The sequence below is a fragment of the Streptomyces sp. NBC_00299 genome (genome assembly GCF_036173045.1).
GTDB classification, from domain to species: Bacteria; Actinomycetota; Actinomycetes; order Streptomycetales; family Streptomycetaceae; genus Streptomyces; species Streptomyces machairae.
Genome location: NZ_CP108039.1, coordinates 1711591 through 1724613, shown reverse-complemented (window position 1 = coordinate 1724613; position 13023 = coordinate 1711591). Strand labels below are relative to the sequence as shown.

At 70.1% G+C, this 13023-nt stretch carries 11 protein-coding genes and 1 pseudogene; 10 read left to right on the top strand and 2 right to left on the bottom strand.

Features of this window, described 5'->3' with window-relative positions; translation table 11 throughout:
- Nucleotides 1-9: 9 nt before the first annotated feature.
- Nucleotides 10-979 (bottom strand): annotated as a pseudogene (locus tag OHT51_RS07480) (2-dehydropantoate 2-reductase).
- Nucleotides 980-1239: 260 nt separating this feature from the next.
- Between OHT51_RS07480 and OHT51_RS07475 the strand changes: the two are divergent.
- The 4 genes from OHT51_RS07475 to OHT51_RS07460 all read left to right on the top strand — a co-directional run bounded on the left by OHT51_RS07475 (nucleotide 1240) and on the right by OHT51_RS07460 (nucleotide 4591).
- Entirely contained in the window at nucleotides 1240-2583 is a 1344-nt protein-coding gene (locus OHT51_RS07475; protein WP_328878107.1) for an OFA family MFS transporter, read from the top strand.
- The gene (locus tag OHT51_RS07470) at nucleotides 2558-2686 is read left to right on the top strand and encodes an MFS transporter small subunit (RefSeq protein ID WP_328878106.1); all 129 of its coding nucleotides are present in this window, start codon (nucleotides 2558-2560) and stop codon (nucleotides 2684-2686) included. Before OHT51_RS07475 ends, OHT51_RS07470 begins: the two co-directional genes overlap by 26 nt.
- Nucleotides 2687-2835: 149 nt before the next feature.
- Complete coding sequence (locus OHT51_RS07465; protein WP_328878105.1) at nucleotides 2836-3774, top strand: beta-ketoacyl-ACP synthase III; 939 nt, start codon at nucleotides 2836-2838, stop codon at nucleotides 3772-3774.
- A 139-nt stretch (nucleotides 3775-3913) separates the two neighbouring features.
- On the top strand, nucleotides 3914-4591 hold the full coding sequence (locus OHT51_RS07460; RefSeq protein ID WP_328878104.1) for a GntR family transcriptional regulator: 678 nt from the start codon (nucleotides 3914-3916) through the stop codon (nucleotides 4589-4591).
- Between the two features lie 15 nt (nucleotides 4592-4606).
- Here OHT51_RS07460 and OHT51_RS07455 read toward each other — a convergent pair whose 3' ends face one another.
- A complete protein-coding gene (locus tag OHT51_RS07455) occupies nucleotides 4607-5026 on the bottom strand; it encodes a DUF4231 domain-containing protein (RefSeq protein ID WP_328878103.1) in 420 nt (139 codons plus the stop codon).
- A gap of 450 nt (nucleotides 5027-5476) precedes the next feature.
- Between OHT51_RS07455 and OHT51_RS07450 the strand changes: the two genes are divergently transcribed.
- The 6 genes from OHT51_RS07450 (at nucleotide 5477) to OHT51_RS07425 (ending at nucleotide 12758) form a co-directional block, all read left to right on the top strand.
- A complete protein-coding gene (locus OHT51_RS07450) occupies nucleotides 5477-6658 on the top strand; it encodes an ROK family transcriptional regulator (protein ID WP_328878102.1) in 1182 nt (393 codons plus the stop codon).
- A 121-nt stretch (nucleotides 6659-6779) separates the two neighbouring features.
- The gene (locus OHT51_RS07445) at nucleotides 6780-8303 is read left to right on the top strand and encodes a sugar ABC transporter ATP-binding protein (RefSeq protein WP_328878101.1); all 1524 of its coding nucleotides are present in this window, start codon (nucleotides 6780-6782) and stop codon (nucleotides 8301-8303) included.
- Nucleotides 8300-9319 carry an ABC transporter permease gene (locus OHT51_RS07440; protein ID WP_328878100.1) on the top strand — a complete coding sequence of 340 codons (1020 nt, stop codon included), beginning with the start codon at nucleotides 8300-8302 and terminating at the stop codon, nucleotides 9317-9319. The genes OHT51_RS07445 and OHT51_RS07440 overlap by 4 nt, the downstream gene beginning before the upstream one ends.
- A 99-nt stretch (nucleotides 9320-9418) precedes the next feature.
- The gene (locus OHT51_RS07435) at nucleotides 9419-10456 is read left to right on the top strand and encodes a substrate-binding domain-containing protein (protein WP_328878099.1); all 1038 of its coding nucleotides are present in this window, start codon (nucleotides 9419-9421) and stop codon (nucleotides 10454-10456) included.
- 58 nt (nucleotides 10457-10514) lie between these two features.
- On the top strand, nucleotides 10515-11726 hold the full coding sequence (locus tag OHT51_RS07430) for a Gfo/Idh/MocA family protein (RefSeq protein WP_328878098.1): 1212 nt from the start codon (nucleotides 10515-10517) through the stop codon (nucleotides 11724-11726).
- A gap of 33 nt (nucleotides 11727-11759) precedes the next feature.
- Complete coding sequence (locus OHT51_RS07425) at nucleotides 11760-12758, top strand: sugar phosphate isomerase/epimerase family protein (protein ID WP_328878097.1); 999 nt, start codon at nucleotides 11760-11762, stop codon at nucleotides 12756-12758.
- The last annotated feature ends 265 nt before the right edge of the window (nucleotides 12759-13023 follow it).

Genomic DNA, 13023 nt, shown 5'->3' with positions numbered 1-13023 from the left:
CGGCGCTCCTCATGCGGCGCTCCTCAGCGCGAGCAGGTCCGAGATGGCGTGCACGGTGCGCAGGGTGGGCACCTCCACGCCGGTGATCTCCGCCAACTCGACGACTGCCGCGAGGAGTACGTCGAGTTCGAGCGGCTTGCCACGCTCCAGGTCCTGGAGCGTGGAGGTGCGGTGGTCGCCGACCCGTTCCGCACCCGCGAGGCGGCGCTCGATGGAGATGCCGACCTCGCAGCCGAGGGCCTCGGCGACCGAGAGCGTCTCGGTCATCATGATCTCGATGACCTTGCGGGTGCCGCCGTGCAGGCACATCTGCCGCATGGTGGCGCGGGCCAGCGCGCTGATCGGGTTGAAGGAGATGTTGCCGAGCAGTTTGAGCCAGATGTCGTTGCGCAGGTCCGGCTCCACCGGGCACTTCAGGCCACCGGCGATCATGGCCTCGCCGAGGTCCAGACAGCGCCTGGACACGCTGCGGTCGGGCGCCGACGGAGAACCGGGTGCCTTCCAAGTGCCGTACGACACCGGGGCCGTCGAGCTCGGTCGCGGCGTACACGACACAGCCGACGGCCCGTTCGGGCGCGAGCACCGCACTGACCGCGCCGTCCGGGTCCACACTTTCGATGCGGTGGCCGTCGTAGGGGCCGCCGTGGCGGTGGAAGTACCACCAGGGGATGCCGTTCTGGGCGGCGACGACCGCTGTGGTGTCGTGCAGAAGGGGCTCGATGAGCGGCCCGCACGCCGCGTACGAGTTGGCCTTCAGGCCCAGAAATACGTAGTCGACCGGGCCGACTTCGGCCGGGTCGTCGGTCGCGTGGGCGCGGGCGGTGAAGTCGCCGCGCGGACTGAGCACCCGCACTCCGTACTGCCTCATGGCCGCCAAATGCGGTCCACGGGCGATGAGGTGCACGTCGGCGCCCGCGCGATGGAGCGCGGCTCCGACGTAGGCGCCGATGGCACCGGCGCCGAGGACTGCAACTTTCACTTCGGAACGCTCCGTTCGGTCGAGGGAGTACCGCGGAGGTGGCTGAGAAGGGTTCGACAGGAGGGAACTCTCAAATCCTGTCGACGGAATATTGTCTACAGTATGGATAAGGGGTCAGCAAGGGTTAGCGCACGTTCCCGCACGCTCCTGTGCCTCTCCGGACGGTGTTCGACCGTTCGTCGCTTGCTGCATACCGCTCACCGCATACGGTCGACGTGCCGCCTTCTCAAGTTCCCTCTCGCTCCCTACCGTTCGGGATCATGAGTCCACCGGTCGCACCCCCGGGATGGAGCCGCTGGCTGGTTCCGCCCGCTGCTCTGTCGGTCCATCTGTCCATCGGCCAGGCCTACGCCTGGAGCGTGTTCAAGCCGCCGCTCGAATCCGCCCTCGGCCTCAGCGGCACGCAGAGCGCGCTGCCGTTCCAGCTCGGCATCGTCATGCTCGGTCTGTCGGCCGCCTTCGGCGGCACGCTGGTGGAGCGCAACGGACCGCGCTGGGCGATGACGGTCGCCCTGATCTGCTTCTCGTCCGGCTTCCTGCTCTCCGCGCTGGGCGCGGCCACCGAGCAGTACTGGCTGATCGTTTTCGGCTACGGCTTCGTCGGCGGGATCGGCCTCGGCATCGGCTACATCTCCCCGGTCTCGACGCTGATCAAGTGGTTCCCGGACCGGCCCGGCATGGCCACCGGCATCGCCATCATGGGCTTCGGCGGCGGCGCGCTCATCGCCTCGCCCTGGTCGGCGCAGATGCTGGAGTCGTTCGGCAGCGACAGCTCCGGGATCGCGATGGCCTTCCTGGTGCACGGGCTGTCGTACTCCGTGTTCATGCTGCTGGGCGTGCTGCTGGTCAGGGTGCCGCGCTCCGAGAAGCCGGTCGGGGACGGGCCCGGCGTCTTCGACGGACCGCAGGTGTCCGCCCGCAACGCGGTGCGCACTCCGCAGTTCTGGTGTCTGTGGGTCGTGCTCTGCATGAACGTGACCGCGGGCATCGGCATCCTGGAGAAGGCCGCCCCGATGATCACGGACTTCTTCGCCAACACCTCCACACCGGTGTCGGTGTCGGCCGCCGCCGGCTTCGTCGCCCTGCTGTCCGCGGCCAACATGGCGGGCCGCATCGGCTGGTCGTCGACCTCCGACCTGATCGGACGCAGGAACATCTACCGCCTCTACCTGGGCGTGGGTGCGCTGATGTACGGGCTGATCGCGCTGGCCGGCGACTCGTCGAAGCCGCTGTTCATCCTGTGCGCGCTGGTGATCCTCTCCTTCTACGGCGGCGGCTTCGCGACGGTCCCCGCCTATCTGAAGGACCTGTTCGGCACCTACCAGGTGGGCGCCATCCACGGGCGGCTGCTCACCGCCTGGTCCACGGCCGGCGTCCTCGGGCCGCTGATCGTCAACTGGATCGCGGACCGGCAGGAGGAGGCGGGCAAGGACGGCTCGTCCCTGTACACGATGTCCCTGTTCATCATGATCGGGCTGCTCGCCGTCGGCTTCGTCGCCAACGAGCTCGTCCGCCCCGTCCACCCCCGCCATCACGTCCCGTCCCCCACCTCCGCCCCGGCGTCGAAGGAGGCCGCAGATGTCCAGCGACAGCAGTCCGCCTAGCCGGCGGGGCCTGATCGCCCTCGCCTGGGTGTGGGTGGGGGTACCGCTCGCGTACGGGCTCTACGAACTCGTACAAAAGGCGACGCAGCTGTTCACCGGGTAGGCGTTCGAGAAGTGTTCGGGCGTCCGATGGTCTGATGGAAGCCGACAACACGGGCGCCCGATTCCTGTGGCATCACCTGCAGCCGTACCCGCGAGTCACTGATCAGACTGGTGAATCCCGCTACCCGATGTTCGAGGGGACCACCATCGATGAACGGCTCGCGCATTGCCGCAGTCGGCCACTATCAGCCCGCCAGGGTGCTCACCAACGAGGAACTGGCGGGCATGGTCGACACCAGTGACGAGTGGATCACATCCCGGGTGGGCATCCGTACGCGCCACATCGCGGGGCCCGACGAGCCCGTCGACGAGCTGGCCGCGCACGCCGCCGCCAAGGCGCTCGCGGCAGCGGGCCTCGCGCCCGCCGACATCGACCTGGTTCTGGTCGCCACCTCCACCGCCATCGACCGCTCCCCGAACATGGCTGCCCGCGTCGCGGCCCGCATCGGCATCCCGTCGCCCGCCGCGATAGATATCAACGTCGTCTGCGCCGGGTTCACCCACGCCCTGGCCACCGCCGACCACGCCGTACGGGCGGGAGCCGCGACCCGCGCCCTGGTGATCGGCGCCGACAAGATGTCCGACGTGACCGACTGGAGCGACCGCACGACCTGTGTGCTGGTCGGCGACGGGGCCGGCGCGGCCGTCGTGGAGGCGTCCGGAGAGGCCCACATCGGGCCGGTGCTGTGGGGTTCGGTGCCCGAAATGGGGCACGCGGTGCGCATCGAGGGGCAGCCCGCGCGGTTCGCGCAGGAGGGCCAGAGCGTCTACCGCTGGGCGACGACGCAGCTGCCGGCCATCGCCCGCCGGGCCTGCGAGCGGGCGGGCCTGGCGCCCGAGGACCTCGCCGGCGTCATCCTGCACCAGGCCAACCTGCGCATCATCGAGCCCCTCGCCGCGAAGCTCGGCGCGGTCAACGCCGTGGTCGCGCGGGATGTGTCCGAGTCCGGCAACACCTCGGCGGCGAGCATTCCGCTGGCACTGTCCAAGCTCGTGGAACAGGGGCGGATCACGACCGGGGATCCGGTGCTCCTCTTCGGGTTCGGCGGCAACCTGTCGTACGCCGGGCAGGTCGTGCGCTGCCCCTGACGCCGGTGTGATGTGGCCAACTCCCCGGTTCCCTGGCCTCTGTGCGCCGTAGACTGTAGACGAAAGACAATTGATACTGGCTTTCCGTGACGGTCGGCTACGCGACGCAGTCGCCCGGTGTTCGCCCAGGAGGGGACCGATGTTGTCGACAGGACTGCCGCAGGGTGCGGTGCCCAAGCTCGAACGGCCCGGCCCGCTGCGCGACCGCGTCTACGAGGCTCTGCTCGAACTCATCACGACCCGCGCCCTCCAGCCCGGCCAGCATCTGGTCGAGAGTGAACTGGCAGGTCACCTCGGTGTGTCCCGGCAGCCGGTGCGCGAGGCGCTGCAGCGGCTGAACACCGAGGGCTGGGTCGATCTACGGCCCGCGCAGGGCGCGTTCGTGCACGAGCCGACGGAGGAGGAGGCCGACCAGCTCCTCACCGTCCGCACCCTCCTGGAGGCCGAGGCGGCCCGCCTCGCGGCCGCCCACGCCGACAGCGCCGGCATCGCGGCCCTGGAGCAGCTGTGTGCGGAGGGCGAGAAGGCCGTCGCCGCCGACGACGTGGACGCCGCCGTCGCGCTCAACGCCCGCTTCCACGCGAAGATCATGGAGCTCGCGGGCAACGCGGTCCTCGCCGAGCTGGCGGCCCAGGTCGACCGGCGCGTGCGCTGGTACTACACGCCCGTCGCCCGCCAGCGGGGGCAGCAGTCCTGGATCGAGCACCGCGGCATGATCGCCGCGATCACCGACCGGGACGAACAGGGCGCCACGCAGCTGATGCGGGAGCACACCGAGCACACGCGGCGGTCGTATCACGACAGGGCCAAGTCCTGAGCGCTGCCGCGGAGTTCAGTACTGCGCGTTGTTCCCCGTGGCGTCCGTGCGCGGACTCGCGAGCTGCACCCACGTGCCCATCTCCCGCTGCTCGATGCGGGTGACGCTCGCGGCGAGGTTGCGGTCCCGGGTCCCGGCGTCGGCGTACGGCTCGGCGCCGGTGTAGTAGAGGCGGCGCTCCGCCTCGACCGCCTCGCGGGCCTCGCTGAAGCGCAGATAGTCGTCCTGCCAGTGGAAGACGGAGCGCAGGCCGGTGATCACCACGACGACGCCGCCCAGGACTGCGGGCACCTCGGCGGTCCCGGGCGAGATGACCGCCGACACCGGGATCGCCGCGGAGATGAGCAGCAGCAGGGTCTCGGTGAGCCGGAAGTTGCGGCGCGCCCTGATAGCGGCCTTGTGGTACCAGTCGTACGACCCGTTCGCCACGCGCATCGCATAGCCGGGCCCGGTGTCGGGCGACGAACGTCCGGACCTCGGGGGAGTGGCGGGGAAAGGTGCGGGCGCCGTGGCGGGCACAGGTGGTGACGGCGTGACGTCCGCGCTGTCCGCGCTGTTCCCGGCCCGCCTCGATGCCGGTTCGTCGGACGAGGTTCCCTGAGCCATTCGCGCTCCCCCCAAGGCACCGCTGCTGGAGGGACAGGGTAGCCAACCGGAGCCCTGTGCACGGCACTTGCGCACCCTCGGTGCACCGAGACGATCGGCGGCAGAGGACGTACCGATCTCGTCTTTGTCCTGTGAGTGGAGAAAGTTGATGGCAATCTCTGCGCAACTTCTTCCCAGCCCCGGCGCCCACTGCTACGTTCCCCTCGAAAGCAGGCCGCGGACGTGGCCGAAACCCGGCGCGCACAGGCCGATTGAGGCGGGGAGGGGCTCGTGAGACGTATGACGGCACGACCCGCGAACGCCCATCAGGCCAAGCTGCTCAGGCTGCTGCGCGACGGCGGGCCCAACTCCCGGGCCCAGCTGGGTGATCAGATCGACCTGTCACGGTCCAAGCTGGCCGTGGAGGTGGACCGCCTGCTGGAGACCGGGCTGGTCGTGGCCGACGGACTCGCCGCCTCGCGCGGTGGGCGTCGTTCGCACAACGTCCGGCTCAATCCCGGGCTGCGGTTCCTCGGTGTCGACATCGGCGCGACCTCGGTCGACGTCGCCGTCACCAACGCCGAGCTGGAAATCCTCGGCCATGTCAACCAGCCCATGGACGTGCGCGAGGGCCCGGTCGCGGTCTTCGAGCAAGTCCTGTCCATGGCGGCGAAGTTGAGGGCCTCCGGGCTCGCGGAAGGGTACGACGGCGCCGGCATCGGCGTCCCCGGACCGGTCCGCTTCCCCGAGGGCGTACCGGTGGCCCCGCCGATCATGCCGGGCTGGGACGGCTTCCCCGTCCGGGAGGCGCTCAGCCAGGAACTCGGCTGCCCGGTCATGGTCGACAACGACGTGAACCTCATGGCGATGGGGGAGCAGCACGCGGGCGTCGCACGCTCGGTGGGCGACTTCCTCTGCGTCAAGATCGGCACCGGCATCGGCTGCGGCATCGTCGCGGGGGGCGAGGTCCACCGGGGCGTCACGGGCAGCGCGGGCGACATCGGGCACATCCAGGCCGTGCCCGACGGCCGCCCCTGCGCCTGCGGCAACCGGGGCTGTCTGGAGGCCCACTTCAGCGGGTCGGCCCTCGCCAGGGACGCCGTCGAGGCGGCCCAGCAGGGACGGTCGGAGGAACTCGCCTCGCGGCTGGAGGCGAACGGCACCCTGACCGCCGTCGACGTCGCCGCCGCGGCCGCCGCGGGCGACTCCACCGCCCTCGACCTGATCCGCGAGGGCGGCAACCGCGTCGGCCAGGTCATCGCCGGACTCGTCAGCTTCTTCAACCCCGGCCTGGTGGTGATCGGCGGCGGGGTGACCGGCCTCGGCCACAACCTGCTCGCCGCGATCCGCACCCAGGTCTACCGCCAGTCGCTGCCCCTCGCGACCGGCAACCTCCCCATCGTCCTGGGCGAGTTGGGCCCCACCGCCGGAGTCATCGGCGCGGCCCGGCTCATCAGCGACCACCTGTTCTCACCCGCGTAAGCCACCTACGTCGTACGGCTCACCCGCACAGCACCCCGCACTGCCCTGCTCTGCCCCGCACAGCACCGCGCCCAGCTCCGCCCTGCCCTGAACCGGCCCGCACGCCCGCCAAGGGGACCTCATGGCATCAGAACCACCCCTGCTCAGCATGTCCGGCATCACCAAGTCGTTCCCCGGAGTCCGTGCCCTCGACGGCGTCGACCTCGACGTCCAGGCCGGTGAAGTGCACTGTCTGCTCGGCCAGAACGGCGCCGGCAAGTCCACGCTCATCAAGGTCCTGGCCGGCGCCCACCAGCCCGACACCGGCACCATCCGCTGGGGCGGCGAGGAGGTCACCCTCCGCTCGCCGATCGCCGCGATGCGCCTCGGCATCGCCACCATCTACCAGGAACTCGACCTGGTGGAGCACCTGTCGGTGGCCGAGAACGTCCACCTCGGCCATGAACCGACGACCGCAGGATTCGTCGTACGCGGAAAGGCGGCGCGGGCGTCGACAGCCCAGCTGCTCAAGCGACTCGGGCATCCCGAGATCGACCCGGCCCGCCTGGTCGGGGAGTTGTCGGCGGCGCAGCAGCAGATCGTCTCCATGGCGCGGGCGCTCTCCCACGACGTACGGCTGATCGTGATGGACGAGCCGTCCGCCGCCCTGGACCCGGACGAGGTCGACAACCTCTTCCGCATCGTCGGCGACCTCACCGCCGCCGGAGTCGCCGTCGTCTACATCTCGCACCGGCTGGAGGAGATCCGCCGGATCGGCGACCGGGTGACGGTGCTGAAGGACGGTCGGGCCGTCGCCGGCGGGCTCCCCGCGAAGACCACGCCGACGCGCGACGTCGTGGCCATGATGACGGGGCGCAATGTCGAGTACGTCTTCCCCGAGCGGCCGGCGAAGGACGTGGCCGCGGCCGGGAAGCCGCTGCTGGAGGTGCGGGGACTCGCCAGGGAGGGTGAGTTCGAGCAGCTCGACCTGACGGTGCGGCCCGGGGAGATCGTCGGGCTCGCCGGGCTGGTGGGCTCGGGGCGCTCGGAGATCCTGGAGACGATCTACGGGGCCAGGAAGCCCACCGCCGGTCAAGTCCTCGTGGACGGACGGGCGTTGCGACCCGGAAGCGTGCGGGCCGCCGTGCGCGCCGGGCTCGGGCTCGCCCCCGAGGAACGCAAGGCGCAGGCGCTGCTGATGCTGGAGTCCGTCACCCGCAACGTGTCGGTGTCGTCCATGTCCCGCTTCTCGCGCGGCGGCTGGATGGACCGGACGGCCGAACTCGGGGCGGCGAGGGCGGCGACCCGTGAACTGTCGCTGCGGCCCGACAACCCGTCCGTGCCCGTGCGCACGCTCTCCGGCGGCAACCAGCAAAAGGCCGTCCTGGCCCGCTGGCTGCTCCGCGGCTGCCGTGTCCTGCTGCTCGACGAACCCACCCGCGGCGTCGACGTCGGCGCCCGCGCCGAGCTGTACGCCGTGATCCGGCGACTGGCCGACGAAGGCCTCGCCGTGCTCCTGGTCTCCAGTGAAGTGCCCGAAGTGCTGGGCCTCGCCGATCGCGTCCTGGTGCTGCGCGAGGGCCGTGTCGTACACACCGCTCCCGCGCGCGAACTCGACGAACACCGCGTACTCGACCTCGTCATGGAAGGAAGCCCGGCGTCATGACGCAGCACGCCTCACCGCCCCGGGACAGCACCGGCAAGGTGCAGTCGGCCGGAGCACCGCCCGCCTGGCGGGGCCTGATGGCCCGCGCCGACGTGCGGACCCTGTCCCTGCTCGGCGTCCTCGCCGTGCTCATCATCATCGGCGGCATCACCAAGCCGGACGAGTTCCTGGACACCCGCAACCTCCAGCTCGTCCTCACCCAGGCGTCCGTGATCGGCGTCGTCACCGTCGGCATGACCTTCGTCATCATCTCCGGCGGCATCGACCTGTCCGTCGGCGCGATCGTCGCGCTCGCCTCGGTGTGGGCGACGACGGTCGCGACCCAGGAGTACGGCTTCGCCGGCATCCTGTTCACGGCGGTGATCGTCGGCGTGGGCTGCGGGCTCGTCAACGGGATGCTGATCGCGTACGGCGCGATGGTCCCGTTCATCGCCACCCTCGCCATGCTGGCCTCGGCGCGCGGACTGGCGTTGCAGATCACCGACGGCAAGACGCAGATCGTCACCATTCCCTCGGTACTCGACCTCGGCGAGCGCGACGCCTACGTCCTCGGCATCCCGCCCCTGGTCATGGTGTTCGCGGTCGTGACGATCATCGGCTGGCTGGTCCTGAACCGTACGACGTTCGGGCGGCGCACGGTCGCCGTCGGCGGCAACGCGGAGGCGGCCCGGCTCGCAGGCATCGACGTCCGCCGTCAGCGGCTCTACCTCTATCTGCTGTCCGGACTGTGCTGCGGCATCGCCGCCTTCCTGCTGATCATCCTGTCTGGCTCCGGCCAGAACACCAACGGCAACCTCTACGAACTCGACGCCATCGCCGCCGCGATCATCGGCGGCACCCTGCTCACCGGGGGCCGCGGCACCATCGTCGGCTCCGTGCTCGGCGTCCTGATCTTCACCACGATCACCAACATCTTCGCCCTGAACAACCTGCAGAGCGACGTCCAGCAGATCGCCAAGGGCGCGATCATCGTCGCCGCCGTGCTGGTCCAGCGCCGTACCGCAAGCACGACCTGAGCGTCGTACCGCAAGCACGACCTGAGCGTCGTACCGCAAGCACGACCTGAGCGTCGTACCGCTTCCGCTTCGCACGACCTGAGGAAAGGGTTCACCGCCATGCCAGAGCTCACCAGTCGCAGAGGGCTGTTGTTCGGATCCGCCGCCATAGGAGCCGGTGCCCTTCTCACGGGTTGCACGAGCAACGAGTCCAAGGACGAGCCGGCCGCGAACGACCAGCCGGCCGCCGACGACAAGCCCGGCAAGCAGGTCACCATCGGCTTCGCCGGACCGCAGGCCGACCACGGCTGGCTCAACGCCATCAACGACAACGCCAAGAGCCGGGCGAAGAAGTACTCCGACGTCACCCTGGAGATCACCGAGGGCTCCAACGACACCGCCGCACAGATCGGCCAGATCGAGACGCTGATCAACAAGAAGGTCGACGTGCTGGTGGTGCTGCCCGCCGACGGCAAGGCGCTCACCCAGGTCGGCCTGAAGGCGATGCGGGCCGGGATCCCGGTCATCAACCTCGACCGGATCTTCAACACCCCGCAGGCGTACCGCTGCTGGATCGGCGGCGACAACTACGGCATGGGCCTCAACGCCGGCCACTACATCGGCGAGAAGCTCAAGGGGAAGTCCGGCGCCAAGGTCATCGAACTCGCCGGCCTCGACAACCTGGAACTCACCAAGCAGCGCACCCAGGGCTTCGACGACGCCCTCAAGAACTACCCGAACATCCAGAAGGTGGCCCGCCAGGCCGCCGAGTTCACGGTCGAGTCCGGACAGGCCAAGATGGCCCAGCTCCTGCAGGCCCAGTCGAAGTTCGACGCGCTCTGGAACCACGACGACGACCAGGGCGTGGGCGCGCTGCGGGCCATCGAGCAGGCCGGACGCGACGACTTCCTGATGGTAGGCGGCGCGGGCGCCCTGTCCGCCTTCCAGGCGATCAAGGAGGACGACGGCGTCCTCAAGGCCACCGTCCTGTACCCGCCGACCATGGCCGCGTCCGCCATCGACCTGGCCCGCGCGCTCGGCCAAGGCAAGGGCGTGGGCGGCATGGCCGAGTTCGAGATCCCGGCCTCGATCACGCTCTACTCCGCGGTCGTCGACAAGGCCAACGTCGACAAGTACATGTCCACCGGCTTCAAGTGATCCGTTCCCCCGCACCCCCCACGTGCGCCACCCCGACCAGGACGAGGAGGACACCCACATGGGACAGCCGCAGCAGCAGTCAGAAGGGACCGAGGCAGGTAAGCCGCCTTTGCGCGTCGGAATGGTCGGCTACGCCTTCATGGGCGCCGCACATTCCCAGGGCTGGCGCACCGCGGGCCGTGTCTTCGACCTGCCGCTGAACCCGGTGCAGGCCGTGATCTGCGGCCGGGACGAGGCCGCCGCGCGGGCGGCGGCCGACCGGCACGGCTGGGCGTCCGTCGAGACCGACTGGCGTGCCCTCGTCGAACGGGACGACGTCGACCTCGTCGACATCTGCACCCCCGGCGACAGCCACGCCGAGATCGCCCTCGCGGCCCTGGCCGCCGGCAAGCACGTCCTGTGCGAGAAGCCCCTCGCCAACACGGTCGAGGAAGCCACGTCGATGGCGCGGGCGGCCGAAGAGGCCTTCGAGCGCGGCCAGGTGGCGATGGTCGGCTTCAACTACCGGCGGGTGCCGGCCACCGCCCTGGCCCGCAGCATGGTCGCCGAGGGCCGTCTGGGCGCGCTGCGGCACGTGCGCGTGACGTACCTCCAGGACTGGCTCGTCGACCCTGAGTTCCCGCTGACCTGGCGGTTGCGCAAGGAACTCGCCGGCTCGGGCGCGCTCGGCGACCTGGGGGCCCACATCATCGACCTCGCGCAGTACCTGGCGGGGGAGCGGCTGACCGGGGTGTCGGCCCTGACGGAGACCTTCGTACGGGAGCGCCCGCTGCCCGGCGGAGCCACGAGCGGCCTGTCCGCCGTCTCCGCCAACGGGTCCGGCCAGGTCACCGTCGACGACGCCGCCCTGTTCACCGGCCGTCTCCCATCGGGTGCACTCGCCTCCTTCGAGGCAACCCGCTACGCCACCGGCCGAAAGAACTCCCTGCGCATCGAACTCAACGGCGAGCTCGGTTCGATCGCCTTCGACCTGGAGAGGCTCAACGAGCTCTCGTACCACGACGGCAGGGAACCGGGCGCGCACGCCGGCTTCCGCCGCATCCTCGTCACCGAACCCGACCACCCCTACCTGGACGCCTGGTGGCCCCCGGGCCACGGCCTCGGCTACGAGCACACCTTCGTCCACCAGGCCAGCGACCTCGTCCACGCCGTCGCCGAGGGCCGTCGGCCCGAACCCTCCTTCGCCGACGGGCTGCAGGTGCAGCGCGTGCTGGCGGCGGTGGAGGAGAGCGCCGAGAAGAACGCCGTCTACACCCCGATCGCGGTCTGACACACCCCGAGCGGCCCGAGGAGGCTGACGCGCATGCCGCGTACGTTCACGCTGTTCACCGGCCAGTGGGCCGACCTGCCGCTGGAGGAGGTCTGCCGGCTCGCCCGCGACTTCGGCTACGACGGGCTCGAACTCGCCTGCTGGGGCGATCACTTCGAGGTCGACAAGGCCCTCGCGGACCCGTCCTACATCGACTCCAGGAAGACACTGCTCGACAAGTACGGCCTCAAGTGCTGGGCGATCTCCAACCACCTGGTCGGGCAGGCCGTCTGTGACGCCATCATCGACGAACGCCACCAGGCCATCCTGCCGGGCGAGGTGTGGGGCGACGGGGACCCGGAGGGGGTCCGGCAGCGCGCCGCCGCCCGCATGAAGGACACTGCGCGTGCCGCGGCGGCCTTCGGCGTCGACACGGTGATCGGCTTCACCGGTTCCGCGATCTGGCACCTGGTCGCCATGTTCCCGCCCGCGCCCGAGTCGATGATCGAACGCGGCTACGAGGACTTCGCGACCCGCTGGAACCCCATCCTGGACGTCTTCGACGAGGAGGGCGTCCGGTTCGCGCACGAGGTCCACCCCAGCGAGATCGCCTACGACTACTGGACGACCTGGCGAGCCCTGGAGGCTGTCGGCGGCCGCCCCGCCTTCGGCCTGAACTTCGACCCGTCGCACTTCGTGTGGCAGGACCTCGACCCCGTCGGCTTCCTCTGGGACTTCCGCGACCGCATCTACCACGTCGACTGCAAGGAGGCCCGCAAGCGCCTCGACGGCCGCAACGGCCGGCTCGGCTCGCATCTGCCGTGGGGCGACCCGCGCCGCGGCTGGGACTTCGTGTCGGCCGGGCACGGCGACGTCCCCTGGGAGGACGTCTTCCGGATGCTGCGCTCCATCGACTACAAAGGCCCGATCTCCGTCGAGTGGGAGGACGCCGGCATGGACCGGCTCCAGGGCGCCCCCGAGGCGCTGACCCGTCTCAAGGCGTTCGACTTCGAGCCGCCCAGCGCGTCCTTCGACGCCGCGTTCAACAACTGAACCACGCACCCGGCGCTGGCCGGGGACGGGGACCGGCAGCACCGCCGGTCCCCCCTCCGACCTGCGCAGATCCTGCTTTGTCCTTTGACGGGAGAAAGTTCAACCGAGTCCGGCGCAAGGGGTGTTCGCCCCGGCCGGACGCGGTTACCGTCCCTGAAGTGTTCACGGCACGCAGAAGTGTTCATGGCACACAGAAGTGTTCACGGCACGCAGAAGTGTTCATGGCACACAGAAGTGTTTATGGCACAGCCACCTCCGGGGTGAC